Raw genomic sequence first — 23453 nt, forward strand, 5'->3', positions numbered from 1 at the left:
TTTGCCCTCGATTCTAACCTAGCGGTTCGTATGATGGAGAAAAATTTCGGTGAAAGGAAGGATTATATGAAGGAGACACTGCTCAGGTTCGAAAGAATGCTGAAAACCGACGAGCCGGTCTTTTTTGATTTGGATACTTACGAAAAGGTTACAGTACATTACATTGAAAAGGGGGATTGGGAAAAGGCGTTCAAAGCCTGTGAGATGGGCCTCTCGGATTACCCTTATTCGCTCGACCTGCTGCTGAGCATGGTGCAGCTCCACGCCAACCGCGGCGAGCACGAACTGGCCCTCGAAATACTCGAACGCGCCTCGCTTTTCCACCCCGGTGATATCGAAATTTCTTTCATGCAGGTGGCTGTCGCCAATATGATGGGAGAATATGAGGAAGCGATTGAAATCCTCGAAAATTTGCTCGGCAGGGTCGAAGACCGTGACGAGATTTACTTCCAGATCGGGCAGACTTACCAGAACTGGGGTAAATATGAAGATGCGATCAAATACTACAAACGGTCGCTTCGCAACAATCTGAACAACGAGAATGCGCTTTACGAACTCGCCCATTGCCTCGATCTGGTAGGGCAGCTGGAGAGCCATTTGGGATATTATAACGACCTCGTCGACCGTGACCCGTTCTCGCACCATGCCTGGTATAACCTCGGGATCGCATTCAGCAAGCTGGAACGCCACGAGGATGCTGTGCACGCCTACGAGTACGCGACGCTGATCAAGGACGATTTCGCTTCGGCATTCTTCCAGCTGGGCAATTCCTATATGAACCTGGAAAAGTACGAGGATGCCAAAGTGCAATATCTCCGCGCCATCGAGCTCGAAGGCGACCAGCCCGAAACGTGCTGCTGCCTGGGTACCTGCTACGAGAAGTTAGGCGAATTTGAAACAGCCATTAAATACTACCGCCAAACCGTGAAACTGGACAGCCAGTGGGACGACGGCTGGTATGGCCTCGGCATTTGTTTCAGCGAACTGGGCCGGTGGTATGAAGCCGTTGGTTTCCTGAGAAAAGCGATCCAGATCACGGAGCTGAACCCGGACTACTGGCTGGCACTGGCAGAAACCGAATTCAAGGTAGGTAATGTCGTGTCGGCATTCGAAGCATTTGAAAAGGCGGCAGAAATAGAACCTTCCAACCCGGATATCTGGCTGAAATGGTCGTATGTGCTGTTCGAGCAAGGTAATTATGCCCGTGCTTGCGACCTGTTGCAGGCGGCGATCGATGAAATGTCCGAAGAGGCGGACCTATATTACAGAATGGCCGTTTATCAAATCCACGCAGGTCAGTACCGCGAGGCGTTGGTTAACCTGGAAATCGGCCTGACGCTCGATTACGACGGCCACGAGCAGCTTTTCGACTTTTTCCCCGATCTGGAAAAACAAAAAGCATTGTACCGTATTATCGAGCAGTATCGCGAGAAATAATCAGCGCAGGCTTTCGTAGAGCCCAACCATTTGCGCGGCGATCTTTTTACCCGCAAATTCTTTGACATGCGCCCTGCCTGCTTCCGATAACGCATTCCGAAGATGAACATCGGTGACCAGCTTTTGCAGCTGTTCGCTGATGTTTTCTGTTTGATAGGGGTCTGCATATAATCCGCCGGGACCGCCGGCTTCTTCCAGGCACGACCCTTTCGCCGCCAGCACCGCCGTGCCGCTGTGCAGTGCCTCTACAATGGGAATGCCGAATCCTTCGTAAATGGAAATGTAGGCGAATACTTCCGCCGATTGGTACAATGCGGGCAAATGCGGCGTGGATACGTTATGGAGCAGCTTAACACGGTTTTCGAGCTTCAAACGACTGATCGTTTCCTGTATCTTCTTCACATATCCGGTAGGTCTGCCGACGAGAACCAACGTGAAATCGTGGTTTTGCAACCGGGCAAATGATTCTACCAGCCGGTGCTGGTTCTTCCGCTCTTCCAACGTGCCGACGCACAGCACAAACGGCCCTGAAATGCCGTATTCAGCGCAAGTGCGGTCACGTTCGGCTAATGCAAGCCGATTTTGGAATACCGGATTGCAATCCTGGTAAATGACCCGGATTTTCGCGTCATCCACACCATACAGCTCGATCAGGTCCCGGCGCGTCTGGTCGCTTACGGCCACTACCGAGTCGGCACGCCGGCAGGCCGATTGGAATTTGTGGCGGTAAATGGCCCGGTCGACCGGTTTGAACAACTGCGGCAAGCGCTCGAAAATCAGGTCGTGGATCGTTACTACCGATCGTATCCCGGCCTGTTGCAGGCCCTGTGGGATTTCGTTGCTGAGGCCGTGGTAAAGATCCACTTTTTCCTCGCGCAGCTGGCGGGTAATGCGTGCATAACGCCAGTAGGCCGGGAGCTTGCGATCCATGAAGCCGATGGGATAATGGATTGACCCGCTGGGAAATTCGTCGAAGAGATTCCGGTTGTTTTTGGGTGTGAAAGCGAGGTATTCGTGGCCGGGTTGGTGCTCGGCCAATGCGCCGAGAATGAAGCGGCTGTAATTTCCGAGACCTGTTTTGTTGGCGAACGCTCTTTTGGCGTCAAATCCGATGCGCATCATGTGTAACTGCAAGGCTTTCCGGGCAAAAGTCCGTATTTTTGCGGATACCACCGAAAATTATTGGTGGCTATTTTGTGTTACAAAGGAATGAAGAGAAACAATGGCCGCAAACGGGCTAACCCCAAAGCAACGTCCCTTTCTACAACCGAAGAATATCAGATACACACGCTGGCCAACGGGATTCGCATTGCCCACAAGCAGGTTCCTTACACGCAAATAGCGCATTGCGGCATCATGCTCGACATCGGTAGCCGCGACGAACTCCCGCATCAGCAGGGGCTCGCGCACTTTTGGGAGCATATGGCTTTCAAAGGCACCGAGAAGAGGAGTTCCTACCACGTGATCAACCGCCTGGAAAACGTGGGCGGCGAATTGAATGCGTATACTACCAAAGAAAAAATCTGCTTCCACGCCTCTGTGCTCGATGATCATTTCGAGAAGGCGATGGATTTGCTGGCTGATATAACGTTCCATTCGGTGTTTCCCGACAAGCAGATCGAGCGGGAGCGGAATGTGATCCTGGAAGAAATGTCGATGTATGTCGATTCGCCCGAAGATGCTATCCAGGACGATTTCGATCAGCTGATTTTCCCCGATCATGCATTGGGAAGCAATATCCTGGGCACGGCGGAGACGGTCAATTCTTTCGGGCGCGAACAACTGTACGAGTTTATCAACCACAATATCGATACCGAGCGGATCGTCGTGTCGTCGGTGAGCCGGCTGCCGTTTTCGAAGGTGATCCGCATTGCCGAAAAGTACCTCGGCGGCGTGCCGCATTGCAAAACCAATCGTGAACGGGTGGCACCAACCATTTACACGCCCGTGCGCCAGGAACGCGAGCGCCCCATTCAGCAGGCGCAATGCGCGATGGGCCAGCCCGCCTACGCATTGCTCGACGAGCGCCGTCTGCCGTTTTTCATGCTCGTGAACCTGCTCGGCGGACCGGGGATGAACTCACGGTTCAACCTCTCGCTGCGGGAGAAATACGGGTTTGTGTACTCGATTGAAGCGAATTACACGCCTTACCTGGACACGGGTTTCATGGGCATTTTCTTTGGTACGGAGAAAAAACAGCTGAATAAGAGCATCGCATTGATCCACAAGGAATTGAAGCGCATTCGCGAAGTGCCGCTTTCGACATTGCAGCTGCACCAGACGAAAGTGCAGCTCATGGGCCAGCTCGCTATGTCGGAGGAAAGCAATATGAGTTTTATGCTGATGATGGCGAAAAGCATTCTCGATACCGGGAAGGTGGATTCGCTGCCCGAGATTTTTACGGAAATCGAGCAGATTACGTCCGGGCAGTTGCAGGAAATCGCCGTTGATTTGTTCAATGAGCAGAATTTCAGCTACCTCACATTCCTGCCGGAAGAGTAGGCTTATACTTTTGGCATCCTAAAAAACGCCCTGCCGGTACCATACCGGCAGGGCGTTTTTTAGGGATACGGGTCTTTATTTCGCCTCGGTTCGGTAATAGATCGTCGAGGAATTTTCCGGGCGAAGGATATTTTTGGCAGCCTTATTGATGTCTGCGGGCGTCAATGCGCGGATTATGTCGGCATCGGCATTGGCCCATTCCACATTACCTGCATTTGCGGCGAATGCGAGGTTCATGGCGCGGTTCAGCAGCTCTACTTCAGAGAATGCCAGCGAGGCTTCCGACTGGTTCTTGACCTTCGTCACTTCTTCTTCCGAAGCGCCGTTTGCCACGATTTCCTGCAAAATTTCGGTCACCGCCTGATCTGCCTCTTCCAATGTTACGCCGGGGTTCAGGTTACCTTTAATCATCAACAATCCCGGATCGAGCGAAGATATAATGCTGGCGCTGATACCGTTGAACAGGGCGCGTTCTTTGAGCAGTTTTTGGTACAACCGCGAGGACTTGCCGCGCCCCAGAATGTCGCTCAGCAGGTCGCTGGCGTAGAAATCATCGTCGTACCGGCCCGGCATATGGAATACCTTGATGAGCGAGTTGAGCGGCACCGCGGCGGAGGTTTCCAGATGCCTCGCTTCGGTTTGCTTCGGTTCCGCGGGCAGGTTGCGCACGTAAGCCGGGCCTGCCGGGATATTGCCGAACCACTTTTCGGCCAGTTCCTGCACTTTTTCGAAGGTCACGGCACCTGCCACGACCATTACCGCATTGTTCGGGCGGTAGAAGCGGAAGAAAAAGTCCTGCACGTCGTCCATCGTGGCACGTTCGATGTGGCCAATGTCCTTTCCGATGGTCGCCCAGCGGTACGGGTGCTTTTTGTAAGCCAGCGGGCGGAGTTTCAGCCACAGGTCGCCGTAGGGCTGATTGAGGTACCGCTGCTTGAACTCCTCGATCACCACTTTCCGCTGTACTTCCAGCACGTTCGGGTCGAACGACAGGCTTAGCATCCGGTCGGATTCGAGCCAGAATGCCGTTTCGACATTATCTGCCGGTAATGTGATGTAGTAATTGGTGATATCCGGCGAGGTGAATGCATTGTTTTCGCCACCTACATTCTGCACGGGAATATCGTAACTCGGTATGTTTTTGGAACCCCCGAACATCAAATGCTCAAACAAATGCGCGAAACCGGTGCGTTCTTCGTCCTCATCGCGCGAGCCGACATTGTACAGGATATTTACCGCAGCCATGGGTGTCGAAAAGTCTTCGTGGACATAAACCCGAAGGCCATTACCCAGTGTAAACTGCTTATAGCGGATCATATATTCGAAAAAAGGAAGTTGAGTGAGTACTTTTTGGCCAAAATAAAACCGGCGACCGAAACCACCGGATTCAAATATGGGTTATAAACAAAGCTACTGTTCAGCTGGGACACCACCAAACCAATTTCAGTTCAAAGCCATGCAAATTACACTTCGTCGCCTATGCATATGGGTACTGCTTGCACTCTGTTCCACGCAGGCCCATGCACAGCTGCTCAATGACCCTGCCTCTCTAAAAAACATTCAAAGCGGCCTCGACAAGATCTACAATTACGAGTTCGACGAGGCCGTTCAGATCATCGACCAGGTCGAGAAAAAGTATCCCAATCATCCCGTTTCCTACATTCTCGATTCATTTATTTTGTATTGGAAATACCTGCCTATCAAGGATAACCCGGCGAAATCGAAGGAGTATATTCAGAAGCTCGACCAATGCCTGGAAGCGATCAATAAGCGTTACGGAAAGAATAGCCTCGACCCGGAAGCGGTATTTTACACGATGGTGGCGCGAGGCTACATGGCCATGATGTACAATTACCGGGGCGAAATGATGGCGGCGGCGGGAGAAGGGAAAAAGGCCTATAATGCATTCGTGGAAGGCTTCAAACTGATGAACAAGAATCCGGAGTTCTATTTTACCTCTGGGATGTATAACTATTATGTGGAAGTGTACCCGGAAGAACACCCGATCGTAAAACCGCTGCTGGTTTTCTTTAAAAATGGAGATAAGGCATTGGGTTTGAAACAAATAGATACGGCTACCAGAGTGGGTACGATTACGAAGGCGGAATCGTGCTTTTACATTTCACACATTTATCTCAAATACGAAGGTAAGCCTGAGAAGGCGGCTGTGTATATGGATAAACTCGTGGAAACCTATCCCCGGAACCCGATTTTCCTCATGAAACACGTGGAAGCGCAGCTGCTCTCGGGCAAATACGATGCGGCGCACGAAGGTGTGCAGTTGCTTCGCAGGCAAAATGCCGGCTTTTACCCGGTAGCATGGCGTACCTTCCAGGGAATTCTGGAAGAAAAAGACCGGAAAAATGACGCCGCAGCGCAGAAGGAATACCTGGCCGCGCTCAAAACGCCGCACGACGATCAGTACACGAAGGAATATCACGCATTCGCGTATGCGGGCCTGGCGCGCATTTCCGCACGCGCGGGCAACAAGGCCAAAGCCAAAGAGTATTATAAAAAATGCCTTGGCAAAGCCGAATACCGGTCGGTAGTACGGGAGGCCAAGGCATTCAAATGAGGCGATATTGATGAAAATCAGTTCGGGAAGAGGCTTTTGTCGAGTCCCGGGATGATTTTCAGGGCGTTTTTGTAATACAGCTTTTTCAGCACCTCGTCGGATAGCCCCATGCCGTACATGCGCCAGAATGCGTGGTATTTTTTGTGGTACGGGAAATATTCGTCTTCCGTTTCGAGGACGCGGAAGTAGGTCGCGTATTCGGCGGGCACCCAGCTGTCTTTTCCAAATAGCACGCGGTCCTGGTATTTGTCAAAAAACTTCTTCGCCGTACGCGGCTGGCGGCCGAGTTCTGCAATTACCGCACCGATTTCCACATACATATTCGGGAAAGCGATCATCAGGCTATCGAGCTTTTTGAGGTTGTTGGGGTACCAGCCCATGTGCGCATTAATGAACGTCGTTTTGGGGTTCATCTTAAAAATATGGTGTTGCTCGGCAATCAGCGAGTCGAACGGGATCGGGTCGTTTATGCCGCGCTTGCGTCCGGGGTGGGTTTTTAATTCCAGCCAGCGTTCGTTATAGCGGTCCATCGGGTCCCAGAAGGACGGCACATCGGCCGTGTGGATCAGCACCGGAATGCCCAGCTCGCCGCATTTCTGCCAAACGGGTTGCAAGCGCGGATCGCTCACCGGCACGCGGTTGCCTTTATCATCCTTAATGCCTGCAAAACCGAGGCTTTTGTAGATTTTCAGCCCTTTCGCTCCCATTTTCACATCTTCTTCCAACTGCTTTACCGCTTTGGCCGACCAGTCCTTTTCACCAAAACCTTTGAATTGCAAGTTGGTGAAAACGGCAATGCGCTTCGGCTCGTTCTTCGCCACATTTTCGAGCGAACCTTTCAATGTGGCCGTGCCCTCCGCCCATTCCTGCGACCAGCCGCGGCCGCTGAGGTTGACCATAATGCCCATATTCAGCGCGTCCATTTGTTGGACGAGCGCTTTCAGGTCCTGCGTCGGCATCTGGTACTGGTGGTTATGGACGTCGATAAAGGGGAATTTCGCCTTTTTCAGCGGGTGTTCTTCCACTTTCAGGGTCGAAATAGGGTCGTATTCTTCGAAACCGAGCGGCTGTTCGGTAAGCGGTGCCGACTGTTGCTGCGCGCAGGCGCTGAAATTGATACCTATGGAAACGGAGAGGAATAGTAATACTTTCTTCATTGCGGATCTATCATTTAGCAGGATCGTTGACTAGGCATTACCCGGAAATGCGCCGGGTTTATAGATCAAAGCCACACAATGCGCTGCAATGCCTTCCTCCCGTCCTACAAACCCGAGGTGCTCGGACGTGGTCGCTTTGATCGAAATATCTTCTTCTGAGATGTTGGTAACTTCTGCCAGGCAGGTTTTCATGGCCGGAATGTGCGGGTTCAGTTTCGGGTTTTGCAGGACGATCGTCACATCCACATTCCCGACTTCATACCCTTTTGCCCGGACCATTTCCAGCACTTTGGCTAACAGGATTTTGCTATCGACACCCTTCCATTGCGGGTCTTTGTCGGAAAAATGGTAGCCGATATTGCGCATATTGGCTGCGCCGAGCAATGCATCGCACATGACGTGGCAAACCACGTCGGCGTCGGAATGCCCTTTGGCACCATGTGTGTGGGGGATTAAAATGCCACCGAGCCAGAACGGCCGGTTTTCTACCAACTGATGAACATCGTAGCCTTGGCCTACGCGGAAAGGGGACATAATGATTGTACTCGGGGGGATTATTACAGGTTATCTAACTTTCTTTTAATGGCGTCGATACTGCGGTCCAGCTTGCTGGCTTTTCCTCTGTGCTTCGCCAATGCGGCTTCCAGCCGGCTGGTATGCTCCCTGGCCAGATCGAACTTTCTCATCATATATTCGTACAATAGCGAAAGATCATCCTTGGCGAGCGTGTTTCTTGCGTACTTCTCTATGTGCTCGGCGTTTTTGCGGGTTATGGCAAATACGTCGAGAAGTGTCCTGTGTAACTTGGCATGCCTCATTTCGTAGATCTGCTGTTGACGCTTCGTGCGCGCTGCCATGCTGGAAACGGACCGGATGTCGTTTGCCATGTTAATGTCAAGCAACCGTATCTTTTTAAGATCATTGTCAACCCGGTCAAGAATAAGATAGATGTCTGCTGCCATTTCTTCCAGATTACTGATTCTTTCGCTGTCTTTCATAAATCATACGTTAACAAATATAACAATTCTTTACTACCTATACGGAAGAATCGGTTTTTGGTAACGCTCTTGTTTGCCGCTATTTTTTAGGGGTTAAAAAAGTCATTAAAATCGCTGTTTTCGGCATTGCAGGGCAACTTTTTAGCGCTTAGCTTTGGTTACGTATATGAATCAGCACAATTAACTACATTAACCATTTTCAACGCATGAAAACTAACATCGGAATATCGGATGAGCATACCCAGGCTGTTGCATATCAGTTGAACAAGCTGCTGGCCAACGAGTTTGTACTTTACACCAAAACCCGCAACTACCACTGGAACATCGGCGGAATGAATTTCTTCGAACTTCACAAACTGTTTGAAGGCCAGTACGAGCAGTTGCAGGAGATCATGGACGAGATCGCAGAACGTATCCGCGCCATCGGCCACTACTCGGAAGCACGCCTGGTGGACATCCTGAAACTCACCGACCTGCTCGAACCGGAATACACCACCGACGAGAAAACCCAGCTGCAAAACCTGCTGAACGACCACGAAACGATCGTTCGTATCCTGCGTAACCTCATCACCGAATTTGCCGATTCTTACAAAGACCTCGGGTCGAGCGACTACGTGACCGGCCTGTTGAGAGAGCATGAGAAAATGGCGTGGATGCTGCGCGCATTTTTGAAATAAACGGCATTTGCCCCGAAATGAAAAAGCCGGTCGGATCGCTTGGTCCGCCGGCTTTCGTGTGTACAGGTCAATATTTTACTTGCCGTTCAGCTGCATTTCAGTTTTGATCTTTTCGATCTCTTCCTGCTGTGCCACCGATTTGAAATAGAAATACAGACCGGCGATGAGGAAGATCTTGGACAAAACGAACACCGCGATGAATGCAGGCCGCCAGAGCTTGTGCACTTTCATGTGGGTGTCGTTCACTTCTACGTTGAGGTACTGGGCAGTATCCGTAGTCTGGCCCGAGTCGTAGCTGCTGCGGCCTTTTTTCTCGCGAATGCTTCTCAGTAATATGATTTCGCGCACGGCTTCCGGCGGCGCCACGGCCCCTTCTGCAAAATAGCGCTTGATATCGTCTTCCAGCTCAGTCACATATTCGGACAGCTCTCGGTCCGATAGCATCATTTCTGCCACTTGCTCCTGTTCTTCCTCGCTGGTCAGACCCATTAAATGCGATTCGAGAATACCGCTTTCGATAAATTCCTGCTTGCTCAATGGTTTGAAGGTTAGACGTTTCGGTAAGACTTGAAAAACTCATGGAAAGACCGCAGAACTTCTGATTTGGATATATTCAGCTTTCCTGCCACTTCCTCGGGTGTGAAACCCTGGCGAAACGCCAGGTCGAAAATGCTTTGAGGCGATGCATCGCCGCTCGTGTGCTCTCCGATCGGCGCAAGGGCGGTCAGCTTGCGTTTTGCTTCCACGGCCTTGGCGCGAGCGAGCTTGATCACGCAGGCGGCAAATGTAAACGGATAGCTGTTACAGGACTGCAATTGAGGGGAGGAGAATACGCTTACCAGAACTTCCTGCGCCAAATGCACCTGAGGCAGGATTTGAAGGATGATGCCATAGGCCATCGAACCGTACAGATCATACACTTCGAGCGAGGTGAGTGTCTTGGGTTTGGATAATGCCTGGCCGTTAACGCCATTGCCGGCTCGTTCTAATTCATTCATACACTGCAATTAATTAATCGGATGTTGGTCGGGTAAGTTATCGGTCGTGCATTATAACGTTGAATTTAAGGAAGTTTCAGTCAATAGTGTGAGGCATTACGGGTAAATTTAATGTAATAAGATTAATAAAAGGTTAGGTGAGGTTAAAAACTTTGTAGTCGATCTTAGAACTATTTCTTGGTTTCCTGCTTTGTAAATCCCTGCATTTTTCACTTTCAGGATGGTTTTCGCTGGTTAACTTTGCGCTATGAGAGACAAGATAGCAGTCATTTTTGACATGGATGGCGTGATTTGCCATACCAATCCTTACCATTCCCGCGCATTTCGCGCGTTTTTCTCCAAAAGAAACCTTTCACCTACCGAAGAAGACTTTGCCCAACATATGTATGGCAAAAGCAACAGCTACATTCTGAGCCACTTTTTACAGCGGGTGATCGAAGGCGATGAGTTGCTGCAAATGGAGGACGAAAAGGAAAGCCTTTTCCGTGAATTGTATGAGCCGTACGTGGAGCCGATTACGGGAATCGTGGCATTCATGCAGGACCTGAAAGCCAATGGAGCGGCCCTTGGTGTAGCAACCTCGGCCCCGCGTGCCAACCTCGACCTCATTATGAGCAAAGTCCCTGTCCGTGAAATGCTGGGCTCGATCCTGGCGAGCGAAGATGTGAAAAAACATAAGCCGGACCCGGAAGTATACCTCACCTCCGCCCGGAACCTGGGTATGGAACCGGCACAATGCGTTGTGTTCGAAGATTCATTTTCTGGCGTTTCGGCGGCGCTGAATGCAGGGATGCGGGTGGTAGGCGTGCTGAGCTCGCACACGCGGGAAGAGCTGCCGCCGTGCAACCTGTATGTAAACGATTACAGCGACCTTTCCTACGAAAAGATCGCTGCACTGTTTTGAAACGCTATAATGTGACGGGATCGGTGACCTTAATGTCGAATGCGCCCGTCAGTACTTTGTCGTTCCGCTTGATTTGGAGGAATATCCGGTACTGGCCGCCTTGCGGGAAGGAATAGGGGAACGTGATGCGTGTGCCATGTTCCATGCCCGTCATGCCGCCCTCCGCCGGATTATACATACCCATTTCCTTCATGAGAAATATCTCCCGGTCTACCGTCGGCATGGCTTTGAGGTGGGCCAGGTGGCGGTCGATGCTGTCGCGGAAAGTGGCGGGTTTCGGCCATTTGGCTACGCGCGAAGTGTCGGAAATGCGGCTTTCGAACGATTGTTCCGCCGCCATCGAATAGGAGCCGCTCGGGTGCAGGTGAATGTACACGGAGCCGTCGGAGCGCATAACCACCGCGTGGCCGAGCATACCCAGGTATGGTTCGGGGAAGCAGGGGCTGTTATCCGGGTTGAATATTTCAAAATTAAGCTGATACGGTTTGCCGGCTTCGAGCGGCTTGTCGGGCTTGCCTTCCCAGATGGCGTAAGAGCCGTCCTTGAAAACCGTTTTCGTTCCCGGCTTGCCGCAAATGACTACATTCTCGCCCATCGGCACGCGGCCGGGCGTGTCGAGCGGATCGGTGATAATGTAGGTGTCTTCGCCGGATGATGCGGCACTGGTTTTCGCTTTCGGCGCACTGATTTCCAGGGTATCCACCATTGTTTCCGCGAAGCCGGAATACTGAACAATGTCGGAGTAGACGAGGTATTTTCCCGCCGGCAATTCGGGCAATGCGGCCTGGAAGGTGAGGCTATCCTTACGGTCGGGGTGGAAGTGGGCGAATGCATCCAGGCCCGGCATGCGGACGAGGAATGTATGCATCAGCTTTCCGTGATCGGGGATGAGCGTACTCAGCATGCTGCCTTTCGACCTCCGGTCCCATTTTGTCGTATCGATTTTTAATTGGAATATCCTTTGAGAATCTGCTTCGATGACAGCCGTTTTGGCATTAAGCGGTTTGTAAAGCCACTGCTTGTATTCCGCTGCCCAGCTATCCCACCAGCTGCTGCCGCCGTACAATATGAGTGAGCAAACGGCCGTGGCAATGCCCATATTGATCCACCGCTTCCGCTTTTGTGCTACGGTTAATGTCTGGCCGGGTTTCAGCAAGCCGTCGCTCACGCTGGCGCCGATGGTGGTGATCATGAGTAAAAACAGGAGCAATCCGAAAATGCTCAGCCCGATGCCGAGGCCCTTGGGCATATCGCGCTCGGCCGTGGAGACGGCTACGATCGGGATGACGAGCTGGGCATCGCCCTGAATACCTTCAATGCTGATCTGCGCGCTGGACGAGCCCCATTCCATGAGCCACACCGTACCCTGAAACTGGCCTTTCTGGCCCGGGACGGGCATCAGCGGGTCGGGGGATGGCGCGCCTTTGTCTCCCGAATAGAAATAAATGGGCCGTACCGACACTTTGCGGGCTTCCCCGTATTCGATATAGACGGTCACCTGGGCGGTCCCGGGGATCACGTCGGGCGGGGTGACGCTCACGAGCACCTTATATGCGCCGGCTTGCGCCTGCATTTGCACGCCTGCGCTGCCTACGTGTGCGTACGAGGCAATGCCTTGCAGCAATAAAATCAGGAGGATCAGATATTTTTTCATCGTTGAATCTTGTGCATCCAGTTGCCCCACGCCAGTCCGATGCGGGTGGATATTAATGTTGATACCAATGCAATACCGAGGCCTTTGAGCAGCGCAGGGATTTCCTCGACCATCCACGGCCCGAATTTGTAGCGGTATTGCCAGTTGGGGTCATTGCCAAAATACCAGTAGTGGCTGCCGAAAAACCAGTTGCGGGCATGGGGCGATTCCATCAGGAACCCGCCAAAGAACCATTGAACTACAAAAAAAGACACGAGAAATGCGGTGCCGAGCAGCGCGGTAAGTTTCCAGTCGTTCCAATGCGCGTAGCGGTGGCGGAGGATATCGACCACGATGGACGGCACGATCAGCAGCAGCGGGAAATGAAAGCCCTGGTAATGGGAAATGTGGTTCAAAATCGGGCCTAGCTTGGGTTCCGCGGGGAATAGCGGAATGATCCAGAGTGTGCCCAGCATCAATGCCGTGTACACGCCAGACACGGCGGTAATGGCCCATTTGTGCGAAACGGCTTTGCCGACAGCCATCAGCAGCAGCGGAAACGCCGCGCCCGCGAAAATGTAGAAGCTCGAACGGTGCATGCGCATCCGCCCCAATTCTTCGGAAATTAATGTAAACCAGATCGTCAGCAGGAAGCCTGCCGACAATGCAAATAGCCAGAAAAGGATTTTGTCCAAATGCCTGCTTTCGTCCAGCCCGGCGAAGAGCTTCATCTGGTTTTTTACGGCGATCACGCTGATCATCGCCCCGAACTGGATGCCGATAATGCCGAGAATGAGCACGGTATGCGGCGGTGAGAGGATCGTCACGTCGAGGCCGTAGGTGTTGTGCCACCAGTCGTCGAACGGTGCGGAGGTGAGCATCATCAATGCGCCCCAAACACAGAACAGCGAACCCAGCGAGCTGTAAAAAAAGCCCCAGATTTTGACGCTGCCCGCTTTTTCGACGGCCGTGCCTTTGAATGTTTTTCGTAAAATCTCAAAACCGGAAAACAGCCCGGCCACCACAGCGCCGAGGTAAATGACCAAATGCGGCGGTGAAAGCAGGCCGTCGCGGCCGATGCTCAAATGCCAGCATATATCCCAGATGAGCCCGGTAATCACACAGAACGAGGCAAATACGGTGGCGTAAATGTAAGCCGGGATACCCGGACTGGCCTGTAAGGTCAATGTCCGGTCGCCGGTAAACGGCGGTGGGGCAGTGGTGTTGGGCATATTGCGGAGGAATTGAGTGATGACTGCAAATTTCGAAAAGGACAATCACATTCCGCGCTACCCCTATGGCTTTCTGTATTTAAATCGGGCGGAGTTCGTAAACGGTCAGAATGGCCGCATGGCTTTCACGAAACGGCCTTTGAAATAGGTGGAAAAAAGATTGTCTTCCCGGACGCCCTTCGAAGTGGAAGCGTGGATGAATATGATTTCCTCGCGGCTGCGAACATCGGTGACGATGCCGGCGTGTGATACGTAGCCTTCCTTGCCTGCCTCGGGCACAAAAAACAGCCAGTCGCCGGGTTTGATTTCGGCCACGCTGCCGACCTCCTGCCCGAATTCGGATTGCTGCCACGAAATGCGGGGCACTTTCACGCCCATTTCGGAATATACCTGACAAATAAGGCCGGAGCAGTCGATCCCTTGCTTATCGTTGCCGCCGGAGCGGTAGGGGGTACCGGTGTATGTCCGGGCGATCTGTACCACTTCCGGCACATTGCCCGTATTGGCATCGCCGGGGCGGGAGTAGGTGGGGGTGGTAGTTCTGGCAGGAGTAGGTTTTCGGGTGGGGGCTTTGGCTACCGGTTTTCGGGCCGGCGATGTCCTTCCCCGCGATGCTGTATTTCTCGATGCAGGTGCGCGTGAGCTTCGGTACGACGAACTGCGCTCAGGCGTTTTGCGGAGCGTGTCGCAGGAAAACAGCCATGTCGTGATCAGGAGTGTGAAAATCGTGCAGGAAAGGGATGGGGAAAGGTACTTCTTCATGCGTAAGCGGAATTGGCCTGATTACTTTTTTCAAAAATAGCATTATTATTTTAACTGCATTAGTCCCGAAAAATTGTGACAGATATTGTAGGCTCCCTCCTTTGTAAGTAGCTTTGTCCCTGACGTTCATTCCTTTTAAATTAGCATTTGACCCCTGATGAAAATTATTTGTGTAGGCCGGAATTACGCAGAGCATATCGCCGAACTGAACAACCAGACGCCCGATTCCCCGGTTATATTCCTGAAACCTGAAACCTCACAGCTCCGCCCGGGAGAGGATTTTTACTATCCCGAATTTTCAAAAGACGTTCATTACGAAGTGGAACTGGTCGTGAAAATCAACCGGGCAGGAAAGAATATCGAAGAGAAATTTGCACCCAAATATTACAGCGAAATCGGCATAGGGATCGATTTTACGGCCCGCGACCTGCAATCGGAACTGAAAGCGAAAGGCCTGCCCTGGGAGCTGGCGAAGGCATTTAACGGGTCGGCGCCCGTTTCGGACTTTGTGCCGGTTGCGGACTTTGCCGATATCCAGGACATTAATTTCAGTCTCGACCTAAACGGCGAAACGCGGCAGAACGGCAACTCGTCGATGATGATCTACCGCATTAATTACCTGATCTCGTTCGTATCCAAATTCTTCATGCTCAAAACGGGCGATCTGATCTTTACAGGCACCCCGAAAGGCGTAGGTCCGGTGCAGATCGGTGACAAGCTGACGGCCTCGATCGAAGGCAAGAAGATGCTCGAACTGTTCGTTAAGTAAACCGTACTCTTCAAATCACCCGGTCGGTATACCGGCTATTCATGCACTTTTTCATGCGTCATTATTTCCGGGCATTTGTCCGTTCAGGGCTGTTTGTATTGGGGTTGGCAGGTGTTGCACAGGTTTCATTGGCCCAAAAACAATCATATCCCAAAGGCTATTACCAGTTTCCCATCCGCCCCGGACTACCCAATTCGCTGGCCGGCGGGTTGGGCGATCTGCGAAGCAACCATTTCCACGCCGGGCTGGATATCCGCACGCAGCAGCGCGAGGGCCTGCCCGTGTACGCGGCCGCGGAAGGTTATGTGTATAAAGTGGCCGTGCAGCGCACCGGTTACGGCAATGTGATCTATTTGCGGCATCCCAACGGGCAGACGACCGTTTACGGCCATTTGCTGAAATTCAGCGATCCGCTCGCGACATGGGTGCGGCAGGAGCAATATAAAAAACAGACATTCGAAATCGACCTGTTCCCGGAAGCCGGGCAGTTTACCTTCAAAAAAGGCGAGGTGATCGCATTATCGGGCAATACGGGTGGCTCCGCGGGGCCGCATTTGCACTTCGAGGTGCGTGATTCCAAGGATAATTACCTGAACCCGCTGTATTTCGGGTTTAATGAAATCCAGGATGTGACGCCGCCGAAATTCGTCAACCTGGCGATCAGGCCGCTGGATATAAATGGCCGGGTGAACGGGCAGTTCGAGCGGAAAGTTTATGCGCCTGTGAAACTGAAAGACGGCACCTGGCGGCTGAATGCGCCCGTTACGGCCACGGGCATTATCGGGCTGGATATGGTGGCGCACGACCAGATGACCGGCACCGGTTTCCGGTATGGTTTGCAATGCATTGAAATCCGGATGGACGGACAGGAGGTATTTTCCTACAACATCGAAGTGTTTCCCAATGCTTCTACCCGCGATTACAACAATCTCATCGACTACGAAACCGAGCAGGCGACCGGCCAGCGTTTCCTGAAATGCTACGTGCCCGACGGGAATAAATTCAATTTATATAAGACGAATGCGATCAACGGCAAGCTGAATATTACCGATACGCTGAGCCACGAGGTGAAAGTGCGCATTTCGGACTCTTTCGAGAATTTTTCGGAGCTGATATTCACCATCAAAGGTGAGCAGCAGAACCCTGAACTGCCCGTGTACAATACCGAAGTGAACCCCGAATACCTGCAAACGGAAGTTCAGGAGAACACGCTCATCGTCCGGGCGAAGTATTACCGCAGCCAGGAGCCATTTGCGACTTTTTATACAAAAGGAAAAGAAGAACAGAAAAAGCCCGATCTGTACGCCGGCGAGTCCGCTGTTTTCCTGACGGATTTACGCGAAAAAATGCCCGATTCGGTGAAAGTTGGCACGACGATCGTCAAAACTTTCCTGCGGAGCCAGGTGCTGCCGGGCATTGCGTCGTCATTCAAGGAGGCGAAATGGTCGGTGGATTTTGGCAATACCAGCTTGTTTGACACATTGTTCCTGATGGGCCAGCGGAATTTCAACGCATTAACGATCAATAACCGCGGTACGGCATTGAACGATTATATTCACGCGACATTCACGCCGGAGAAGTCGCCGGAGGACAAGTCGCGTACTTTCGTTTACCGTTACCTCAACGGCGATTATCGCTTCCTGGGCGGGAAATGGGATGGGGATATGATCCGCTTCGACACCCGTGAGCTGGGTACATTCGTGATCCAGCCGGACACGACACCGCCGCGCGTGCGGCTGGTCGAGCATAGCCAGCATCGCATCCGCGGGTTCGTGGGCGACGGCCTGTCGGGCGTGGCCGATTTCAAGGCATTGGTGAACGGCGAATGGGTATTGCTGAATTATGATTTCAAAAAAGGCTATATCTGGTCGGAAAAACTCGATGATAGCCAGCCATTTGAAGGAGAACTCGTGCTGGAAGTGACGGATAGGGCAGGAAATAGTACTATCTTGCGAACAGAATTGGTGGACCTGGTTGTTAAACCTAAGAAAACCAAAAAACGTAGAAGATAGATTATGGGACTACAAGTCGGTGACCCCGCACCCGCATTTTCAGCAAAAGACCAGGATGGAAAAGAAGTAAAACTGTCGGATTTCAAAGGAGAAAAAGTCGTTTTGTACTTTTATCCGAAAGATAGCACACCTACCTGTACGAATCAGGCCTGCAACCTTCGTGACAACCATGAACTGCTCCTGAAAAAAGGATATAAAGTATTGGGCGTGAGCCCGGATAGTGAAAAGTCGCATCAGCGGTTTATCAAAAAATACAGCCTTCCTTTCCCCTTACTGGCTGATACCGAGCATAAAATGATCGAAGCGTATGGAGTTTGGGGAGAAAAAACGACGTTCGGCCGCACTTATATGGGTGTACTCCGCACAACTTTCGTCATCAACAAAAAGGGGATCATTGAAGAGATCATTTCCAAAGTGGAATCGTCGAAACACACTGATCAAATTCTTGGAAAAACTGAATAATAATCAGTCATTTTAACATTCCGAATAGCAGGACATTTACGCCGCCTAAATCGTCCCAGCGTTCGGGTAACGGTATCAAGGACAGTCCAATAGAAAATAAACAAAAATGGAAATTGAACAATTAGAAAAAGTTGCTTCCCAGGTTCGCAGGGACATCGTACGCATGGTACATGCTTGTCAGTCGGGTCACCCGGGAGGTTCCCTGGGTTGTACCGATTTGTTGGTAGCACTGTATTTCGAGCGTATGAAGCTCAAAGAGCAGGATGGCAAGGTTGTATTCGATATGGACGGTAAGGACGAAGACCTTTTCTTCCTTTCGAACGGCCACATTTCTCCTGTATGGTACAGCGTACTGGCCCGCAAGGGTTACTTCCCGACCGCCGAACTGGGTACTTTCCGTAAACTGGATTCCCGCTTGCAGGGGCACCCCACCACGCACGAGCACCTCGAAGGCATCCGGATCGCTTCCGGTTCACTCGGACAGGGCATGTCGGTGGCGATCGGAGCGGCATTGTCGAAGAAGCTGAACAACGATAAATCAACGGTATATGTGCTCATGGGCGACGGCGAGCAGCAGGAAGGCCAGGTTTGGGAAGCGGCGATGTTCGCACCACACCACCAGGTCGACAACCTGATCGCGTTCATCGACCTGAACGGGCAGCAAATCGACGGCCCTACGCTGAAGGTAATGAACAACCGCGACCTGGGCGCGAAATACGAAGCATTTGGCTGGGAAGTAATCTCCATTGAAGAAGGTAACGATATGGCCTCGATCGTCAAAGGATTGTACGAAGCGAAAGGCCGCCTCGGACATGGCCGTCCGATCATGGTACTGCTCCACACCGGCATGGGCTACGGGGTGGATTTCATGATGGGAAGCCACAAATGGCACGGTGTAGCGCCTAACGACGAACAGTTGGCTGCTGCGCTTGCTCAATTGGAAGAAACTTTGGGAGATTATTAATTGAGAAACGACAATGAAAAAATACACCTTCACTGAGAAGAAAGATACACGTTCCGGATTTGGTGCCGGAATGCAGGTGCTGGGCCAGCAGAACCCCAATGTAGTAGCGCTTTGCGCCGACCTCGTGGGCTCTCTGAAACTGGAAGCATTCATCAAGGAAAACCCTGAGCGCTTTGTTCAATGCGGTATTTCCGAAGCCAATATGATCGGCGTTTCCGCAGGTCTGACCATCGGCGGTAAAATTCCTTTCGCTACCACTTTCGCAAACTTCGCGACGGGCCGCGTGTACGACCAGATCCGTCAGAGCGTAGCCTATTCAGGTAAAAATGTGAAAATCTGCGCTTCGCACGCGGGCTTGACTTTGGGTGAAGACGGTGCTACCCACCAGATCCTCGAAGACATCGGTATGATGAAAATGCTTCCGGGCATGACCGTCATCAACCCTTGCGATTACAACCAGACCAAGGCGGCTACCATCGCCATTGCCGAGCATGAAGGCCCGGTATACCTGCGTTTCGGTCGGCCGGTAATCCCGGTATTCACCGATGCCGACCAGAAATTCGAAATCGGCAAGGCTTGGATGGTAAACGAGGGAACGGACGTAAGCATTATCGCCACCGGCCACATGGTATGGGAAGCGATCCAGGCCGGCGAGATCCTGGAAGCGGAGGGTATCAATGCAGAAATCATCAATATCCACACCATTAAGCCGCTCGACGAAGAAGCGATCCTGAAATCGATCGGGAAAACAGGCTGCGTGGTAACTGCCGAAGAGCACAACCGCATCGGCGGCCTGGGCGACAGCGTGGCGCAGGTTTTGGTTAAAAATAAACTCGTTCCGCAGGAATACGTGGCTGTAAACGACAGCTTCGGGGAAAGCGGCACGCCGGCGCAATTGCTCCAAAAATACGGATTGGATGCGAAGCACATCGTAGAAGCCGCGAAACGCGCCATCGCGAGAAAATAACCGCCGGCCTAAGTCGACGGACATGGGAATAAAAAGAATTGAGCTCTGGGAATGCAAAATGCTGTTTTTGCTATCTCAGAGCTCTTTTTATTTGCCCTGCACAAAAAAATGAAGTATTATTGACCGGCGTTGACTTCGGGCTCAGGTACTATTATTGGTCACGCAGATTCCCTGTAATACAGATCAGGTTAATACTGATTAAATGTCCGACGAAGAATTATTATCCCTTTTTGAAAATCCCGAAACGCGGAGAAACGCTTTCAATCAGCTGGTGCGGAAGTACCAGCAAAAAGTATATTGGCTGGTGCGGAAGATGGTTGTGGACCACGACGACGCCAACGACATTACCCAGGATGTATTTATCAAGGCCTGGACCGCGCTGGAAAATTTCCGTGGCGACGCTAAATTGTATACCTGGCTTTACCGCATTGCGAGCAACGAAGCCATTAATTTTCTCAACAAAAAGCGCCGGAAATACTTCATCCCGATTTACGATGTCGAAAATGAGCTGAGCGAAAAACTGGAAGCCGATCCCGAAATGAGCGGTGACGCCATTCAGCTGAAATTGCAGAAGGCAATATTAAAATTACCAGAAAAACAAAGATTGGTATTTAACCTGAAATATTTTGAAGAATTACCCTACGAAGAGATCTCCGAGATCACCGGAACGTCGGTAGGGGCGCTAAAAGCCTCATATCATTGGGCTTCCAAAAAAATTGAGGATTTTTTGAACGACACGGATTAAACTATTTGCATTTACTTTGGTCAAACCGTCACAAGACAGGAAATATAAATAATCATGGACAAAAAACGTATACGGCTCGATGATCTGAAAAGGGAAACGCCCTTTAAGGTGCCGGAAGGTTATTTTGACAATTTGCCGCAAATGATCCAGTCACGGATTCCCGCGGAGCCTGAGCGCAAACCCCTCGTTAGCTGGTCGTGGCAGCGGTCTGTCGGCCTTGTGGCGGCATCGGCGCTGATCCTCGTGCTCGTGTGGGTGACCGTGCCGGAGCGCCAGGGATCGCTGGGCCAGGAGCCATTGAGCGGCATCAGCAACGCCTCTATCATCAGCTACCTGGAAGAACAGGACATCAGTTATTACGACCTAAGCGAACACAAGGTGGTCCAGAAGGCATTCGACGCCGACTCAACGGTGCTGAATTACCTGGATGGCCTGGACGACGATATTCTTCGCCAGCAGTTGGAGGAAAGTATGGTTGCCCCGGACAAGATTTGACCCTAACGAACAATCGAAATGAACTTACAATTTGAATTCAGACGGTATCGGAACACATTTGCTCTTTTGCTCCTATTCATCGGTGCTGCGTCGGCAGCCCAGGCTCAGCGTCGTTCCGAGGAAGAAATAAAACGCATTCAGGATGCCAAGGTGGCGATCATTACCAACCGCCTCAACCTGACGCCGGAGCAATCGACCGGTTTTTGGCCCATTTACAATGAATATGCGCAGAAACGACGCGAAATCCACCGCGCCCAACGCAAAATTATTAACGACAAAAAAGCCGAAGGCCAGAACGACGAGGCAGTGCTGAACAACTTGAAAGAAGTGCAGGACTTGCGCCAGAAAGAGCTGGACCTGGAAAAAGATTACCAGAATAAATTTTTAAAGGTCATTACCGCCAGCCAGGTGATCGAATTGTATAAGGCTGAGCGTACATTTAACGATATGCTTATCCAGCGGTTGAAGCAAAAGAATTAAGTTTTAACCTGCTTATCGACTTATTACAACCAAAAAAGGGCCCGCTTCCGTCATGGAGGCGGGCCTTTGTTTTTTGATGAAGCTGCATTAATGTGCGCCCACGGCCTCTACTTTGCCGATACCGCGTGTTTCCACACTGATATTACGCAATGGGGCCTGGTGCTTCCGGAAATCCTGAATGATTTCGAGCACGTCGTAATCGATATTCATCGACTTGCTGCCGTCGATGACTACCGTGGCGCCGTCGGGCAGGTTATCGAGCGTGGCGCTGATGCTGCCCTTGTTCAGGAAAGTCACCTCTTCGGACAGCAGCAGTGTGATCACGTCGCCATCGCGGTGCTGTTCCTTGATATAATGATAAGAATGCTTGTGGTTCTTTTTGAGGATAAAATAAATCGCCACGACCATTCCAATACCGATGCCTTTGAGCAAATCGGTGCTCAGGATCGCGATAATGGTGACTACGAAGGGAATGAACTGTTCGAGTCCCAGCTTGTACATTCCTTTGTAGAGCTCGAATTTGGACAATTTATAACCTACCATCAGCAGGATAGCCGCCAGCGATGCGAGCGGGATATAGTTGAGATATTTGGCGATAAATACGACCGAAATCAGCAGAATGGTGCCGTGGATGATCGTGCTCATCTTTGTACGGCCGCCGGAATCGACATTGGCCGAGCTGCGGACGATTACCTGGGTTACCGGCAAACCGCCGATCAGCCCGGATACGATATTGCCGACACCTTGCGCGACGAGCTCGCGGTTGGTAGGCGTGCTGCGTTTGAATGGGTCGAGGCGGTCGGTAGCTTCGACGGAAAGCAGCGTTTCAAGGCTCGCCACGATTGCCAGTGTGATGGCCACCGTGTAAACTTCCGGCTTGCTGAATGCAGAGAAATCCGGTGTTTTGAAAAAACTGAAAAATTCGGACGCACTAGAAGCCACGGGCAGCTGCACCATATGATCGCCCGACAATGCCCATTGCGGCGCGGCAGTCCCGAAAACGAGGTTCAGCACTACGCCGGTGACCACTACGAACAATGCGCCCGGCACGTACCGGAACAGCTGGATGCGTTTCATGAACGGCTTGTCGAACAGGATCAGCAATGCAAGTGAAATGGCGGAAATGATGATCGCGCCCGTGCTGTTGTAGCGAAGCGAATAATATACTTCCGTAAATGTATTGCGGCCGTCTTTCTGCTCGAACGCCTCGTCGCCCATAAAATCGGCGTCATACCCGAATGCGTGGGGGATTTCTTTTAAAATGAGTGTAATACCAATGGCGGCCAGCATTCCCTTGATCACCGACGAAGGGAAATAATAACCGATAATACCTGCTTTCAGGAAACCGGCGATCACCTGTAACAGCCCCGCTAGCACCACGGCAAGCAAAAACGCCTCAAAGGTGCCCAGGGTATCGAGCGCATTGAGTACAATCACAACCAGACCCGCTGCCGGACCTGCCACACCCAGGGAGGAGCCGCTCAGCGAGCCTACTACGATTCCACCTACGACACCGGCGATTACCCCAGAAAACAGCAGGTCGGAGCGCCCGGTCGAGGCCAGCGCGATGCCGAGGCATAACGGCAGCGCTACCAGGTATACGACAAGCCCGGAAGGAAAATCGTATTTAATGTTGGCGAACAAATTCTTATTATTCAATGACATACGATTGATTCAGTAAGGA

The 23453-nt window shown here is 51.6% G+C and carries 24 protein-coding genes; 13 read left to right on the forward strand and 11 right to left on the reverse strand.

The window, feature by feature from the left end; genetic code table 11:
- Nucleotides 1-30: 30 nt before the first annotated feature.
- Nucleotides 31-1437 (forward strand): tetratricopeptide repeat protein, encoded by a 1407-nt coding sequence (locus tag H144_RS0101740; protein ID WP_019940302.1) that lies wholly within the window; start codon nt 31-33, stop codon nt 1435-1437.
- On the opposite strand, the gene H144_RS0101745 is transcribed toward H144_RS0101740, so the two are convergent.
- Nucleotides 1438-2559, reverse strand: a complete 1122-nt coding sequence (locus H144_RS0101745; RefSeq protein WP_019940303.1) for a glycosyltransferase family 4 protein — start codon at nt 2557-2559, stop codon at nt 1438-1440. It lies immediately after the preceding gene.
- 87 nt (nt 2560-2646) lie between these two features.
- Here H144_RS0101745 and H144_RS0101750 point away from each other — a divergent pair, with 87 nt between their 5' ends.
- Nucleotides 2647-3939 carry a M16 family metallopeptidase gene (locus H144_RS0101750; protein WP_019940304.1) on the forward strand — a complete coding sequence of 431 codons (1293 nt, stop codon included), beginning with the start codon at nt 2647-2649 and terminating at the stop codon, nt 3937-3939.
- A 75-nt stretch (nt 3940-4014) separates the two neighbouring features.
- Here the strand turns inward: H144_RS0101750 and H144_RS0101755 are convergent, their stop codons facing one another.
- Complete coding sequence (locus tag H144_RS0101755) at nt 4015-5256, reverse strand: M16 family metallopeptidase (protein ID WP_019940305.1); 1242 nt, start codon at nt 5254-5256, stop codon at nt 4015-4017.
- A gap of 139 nt (nt 5257-5395) precedes the next feature.
- Between H144_RS0101755 and H144_RS0101765 the strand changes: the two genes are divergently transcribed.
- Nucleotides 5396-6514 carry an ABC transporter substrate-binding protein gene (locus tag H144_RS0101765; RefSeq protein WP_019940307.1) on the forward strand — a complete coding sequence of 373 codons (1119 nt, stop codon included), beginning with the start codon at nt 5396-5398 and terminating at the stop codon, nt 6512-6514.
- A gap of 17 nt (nt 6515-6531) precedes the next feature.
- Here H144_RS0101765 and H144_RS0101770 read toward each other — a convergent pair whose 3' ends face one another.
- Genes H144_RS0101770 through H144_RS0101780 form a run of 3 tightly spaced genes read right to left on the reverse strand, consistent with a single transcriptional unit; the run spans nt 6532 to nt 8633 of the window.
- Nucleotides 6532-7671, reverse strand: coding sequence for an amidohydrolase family protein (locus H144_RS0101770; protein WP_019940308.1), 1140 nt, complete (start codon nt 7669-7671; stop codon nt 6532-6534).
- A gap of 30 nt (nt 7672-7701) precedes the next feature.
- Complete coding sequence (ispF, locus tag H144_RS0101775; protein WP_019940309.1) at nt 7702-8205, reverse strand: 2-C-methyl-D-erythritol 2,4-cyclodiphosphate synthase; 504 nt, start codon at nt 8203-8205, stop codon at nt 7702-7704.
- A 23-nt stretch (nt 8206-8228) separates the two neighbouring features.
- Nucleotides 8229-8633: a hypothetical protein gene (locus H144_RS0101780; RefSeq protein WP_157504399.1), complete on the reverse strand. Its 405-nt coding sequence runs from the start codon at nt 8631-8633 to the stop codon at nt 8229-8231.
- A gap of 242 nt (nt 8634-8875) precedes the next feature.
- On the opposite strand from H144_RS0101780, the gene H144_RS0101785 reads away from it, so the two are divergent.
- Nucleotides 8876-9346 carry a Dps family protein gene (locus H144_RS0101785; RefSeq protein WP_019940311.1) on the forward strand — a complete coding sequence of 157 codons (471 nt, stop codon included), beginning with the start codon at nt 8876-8878 and terminating at the stop codon, nt 9344-9346.
- 75 nt (nt 9347-9421) lie between these two features.
- Here H144_RS0101785 and H144_RS0101790 read toward each other — a convergent pair whose 3' ends face one another.
- Together H144_RS0101790 and H144_RS0101795 are read right to left on the reverse strand one after the other, a co-directional pair.
- Complete coding sequence (locus H144_RS0101790; protein ID WP_019940312.1) at nt 9422-9883, reverse strand: hypothetical protein; 462 nt, start codon at nt 9881-9883, stop codon at nt 9422-9424.
- An 11-nt stretch (nt 9884-9894) separates the two neighbouring features.
- On the reverse strand, nt 9895-10344 hold the full coding sequence (locus H144_RS0101795) for a hypothetical protein (RefSeq protein ID WP_019940313.1): 450 nt from the start codon (nt 10342-10344) through the stop codon (nt 9895-9897).
- A 247-nt stretch (nt 10345-10591) separates the two neighbouring features.
- On the opposite strand from H144_RS0101795, the gene H144_RS0101800 reads away from it, so the two are divergent.
- Nucleotides 10592-11248, forward strand: a complete 657-nt coding sequence (locus H144_RS0101800; RefSeq protein ID WP_026350332.1) for an HAD family hydrolase — start codon at nt 10592-10594, stop codon at nt 11246-11248.
- Between the two features lie 4 nt (nt 11249-11252).
- On the opposite strand, the gene H144_RS0101805 is transcribed toward H144_RS0101800, so the two are convergent.
- From H144_RS0101805 to H144_RS34535, 3 genes are all read right to left on the reverse strand, one after another.
- Nucleotides 11253-12902 carry a DUF8832 domain-containing protein gene (locus tag H144_RS0101805; RefSeq protein WP_019940315.1) on the reverse strand — a complete coding sequence of 550 codons (1650 nt, stop codon included), beginning with the start codon at nt 12900-12902 and terminating at the stop codon, nt 11253-11255.
- A complete protein-coding gene (locus tag H144_RS0101810; protein WP_019940316.1) occupies nt 12899-14113 on the reverse strand; it encodes a hypothetical protein in 1215 nt (404 codons plus the stop codon). The genes H144_RS0101805 and H144_RS0101810 overlap by 4 nt, the downstream gene beginning before the upstream one ends.
- Before the next feature lie 105 nt (nt 14114-14218).
- Nucleotides 14219-14875: a C40 family peptidase gene (locus H144_RS34535; protein WP_019940317.1), complete on the reverse strand. Its 657-nt coding sequence runs from the start codon at nt 14873-14875 to the stop codon at nt 14219-14221.
- A 157-nt stretch (nt 14876-15032) separates the two neighbouring features.
- Here H144_RS34535 and H144_RS0101820 point away from each other — a divergent pair, with 157 nt between their 5' ends.
- The 8 genes from H144_RS0101820 to H144_RS0101855 all read left to right on the forward strand — a co-directional run bounded on the left by H144_RS0101820 (nt 15033) and on the right by H144_RS0101855 (nt 21769).
- On the forward strand, nt 15033-15644 hold the full coding sequence (locus tag H144_RS0101820; RefSeq protein WP_019940318.1) for a fumarylacetoacetate hydrolase family protein: 612 nt from the start codon (nt 15033-15035) through the stop codon (nt 15642-15644).
- Between the two features lie 53 nt (nt 15645-15697).
- A complete protein-coding gene (locus H144_RS0101825) occupies nt 15698-17656 on the forward strand; it encodes a M23 family metallopeptidase (RefSeq protein WP_019940319.1) in 1959 nt (652 codons plus the stop codon).
- A gap of 3 nt (nt 17657-17659) precedes the next feature.
- Nucleotides 17660-18118, forward strand: coding sequence for a thioredoxin-dependent thiol peroxidase (bcp, locus tag H144_RS0101830; protein WP_019940320.1), 459 nt, complete (start codon nt 17660-17662; stop codon nt 18116-18118).
- A 106-nt stretch (nt 18119-18224) separates the two neighbouring features.
- Complete coding sequence (locus H144_RS0101835) at nt 18225-19082, forward strand: transketolase (RefSeq protein ID WP_026350334.1); 858 nt, start codon at nt 18225-18227, stop codon at nt 19080-19082.
- Nucleotides 19083-19095: 13 nt separating this feature from the next.
- Nucleotides 19096-20049 carry a transketolase family protein gene (locus H144_RS0101840; RefSeq protein WP_019940322.1) on the forward strand — a complete coding sequence of 318 codons (954 nt, stop codon included), beginning with the start codon at nt 19096-19098 and terminating at the stop codon, nt 20047-20049.
- A gap of 202 nt (nt 20050-20251) precedes the next feature.
- Nucleotides 20252-20794: an RNA polymerase sigma factor gene (locus H144_RS0101845; protein WP_019940323.1), complete on the forward strand. Its 543-nt coding sequence runs from the start codon at nt 20252-20254 to the stop codon at nt 20792-20794.
- Nucleotides 20795-20848: 54 nt separating this feature from the next.
- Entirely contained in the window at nt 20849-21289 is a 441-nt protein-coding gene (locus H144_RS0101850; protein ID WP_019940324.1) for a hypothetical protein, read from the forward strand.
- Between the two features lie 66 nt (nt 21290-21355).
- On the forward strand, nt 21356-21769 hold the full coding sequence (locus H144_RS0101855; RefSeq protein WP_019940325.1) for a Spy/CpxP family protein refolding chaperone: 414 nt from the start codon (nt 21356-21358) through the stop codon (nt 21767-21769).
- A gap of 87 nt (nt 21770-21856) precedes the next feature.
- Here the strand turns inward: H144_RS0101855 and H144_RS0101860 are convergent, their stop codons facing one another.
- Nucleotides 21857-23434, reverse strand: coding sequence for a SulP family inorganic anion transporter (locus H144_RS0101860; protein ID WP_019940326.1), 1578 nt, complete (start codon nt 23432-23434; stop codon nt 21857-21859).
- Between the last annotated feature and the right edge of the window lie 19 nt (nt 23435-23453).

It is taken from the genome of Dyadobacter beijingensis DSM 21582 (genome assembly GCF_000382205.1).
GTDB lineage: Bacteria > Bacteroidota > Bacteroidia > Cytophagales > Spirosomataceae > Dyadobacter > Dyadobacter beijingensis.

Coding starts and splice junctions, on each gene's coding strand:
- H144_RS0101740 (WP_019940302.1), top strand. CDS start 31: ATGATGGAGAAAAATTTCGGTGAAAGGAAGGATTATATGAAGGAGACA.
- H144_RS0101745 (WP_019940303.1), bottom strand. CDS start 2,559: ATGATGCGCATCGGATTTGACGCCAAAAGAGCGTTCGCCAACAAAACA.
- H144_RS0101750 (WP_019940304.1), top strand. CDS start 2,647: ATGAAGAGAAACAATGGCCGCAAACGGGCTAACCCCAAAGCAACGTCC.
- H144_RS0101755 (WP_019940305.1), bottom strand. CDS start 5,256: ATGATCCGCTATAAGCAGTTTACACTGGGTAATGGCCTTCGGGTTTAT.
- H144_RS0101765 (WP_019940307.1), top strand. CDS start 5,396: ATGCAAATTACACTTCGTCGCCTATGCATATGGGTACTGCTTGCACTC.
- H144_RS0101770 (WP_019940308.1), bottom strand. CDS start 7,671: ATGAAGAAAGTATTACTATTCCTCTCCGTTTCCATAGGTATCAATTTC.
- ispF (WP_019940309.1), bottom strand. CDS start 8,205: ATGTCCCCTTTCCGCGTAGGCCAAGGCTACGATGTTCATCAGTTGGTA.
- H144_RS0101780 (WP_157504399.1), bottom strand. CDS start 8,633: ATGGCAGCAGACATCTATCTTATTCTTGACCGGGTTGACAATGATCTT.
- H144_RS0101785 (WP_019940311.1), top strand. CDS start 8,876: ATGAAAACTAACATCGGAATATCGGATGAGCATACCCAGGCTGTTGCA.
- H144_RS0101795 (WP_019940313.1), bottom strand. CDS start 10,344: ATGAATGAATTAGAACGAGCCGGCAATGGCGTTAACGGCCAGGCATTA.
- H144_RS0101800 (WP_026350332.1), top strand. CDS start 10,592: ATGAGAGACAAGATAGCAGTCATTTTTGACATGGATGGCGTGATTTGC.
- H144_RS0101805 (WP_019940315.1), bottom strand. CDS start 12,902: ATGAAAAAATATCTGATCCTCCTGATTTTATTGCTGCAAGGCATTGCC.
- H144_RS0101810 (WP_019940316.1), bottom strand. CDS start 14,113: ATGCCCAACACCACTGCCCCACCGCCGTTTACCGGCGACCGGACATTG.
- H144_RS34535 (WP_019940317.1), bottom strand. CDS start 14,875: ATGAAGAAGTACCTTTCCCCATCCCTTTCCTGCACGATTTTCACACTC.
- H144_RS0101820 (WP_019940318.1), top strand. CDS start 15,033: ATGAAAATTATTTGTGTAGGCCGGAATTACGCAGAGCATATCGCCGAA.
- H144_RS0101825 (WP_019940319.1), top strand. CDS start 15,698: ATGCGTCATTATTTCCGGGCATTTGTCCGTTCAGGGCTGTTTGTATTG.
- bcp (WP_019940320.1), top strand. CDS start 17,660: ATGGGACTACAAGTCGGTGACCCCGCACCCGCATTTTCAGCAAAAGAC.
- H144_RS0101835 (WP_026350334.1), top strand. CDS start 18,225: ATGGAAATTGAACAATTAGAAAAAGTTGCTTCCCAGGTTCGCAGGGAC.
- H144_RS0101840 (WP_019940322.1), top strand. CDS start 19,096: ATGAAAAAATACACCTTCACTGAGAAGAAAGATACACGTTCCGGATTT.
- H144_RS0101845 (WP_019940323.1), top strand. CDS start 20,252: ATGTCCGACGAAGAATTATTATCCCTTTTTGAAAATCCCGAAACGCGG.
- H144_RS0101850 (WP_019940324.1), top strand. CDS start 20,849: ATGGACAAAAAACGTATACGGCTCGATGATCTGAAAAGGGAAACGCCC.
- H144_RS0101860 (WP_019940326.1), bottom strand. CDS start 23,434: ATGTCATTGAATAATAAGAATTTGTTCGCCAACATTAAATACGATTTT.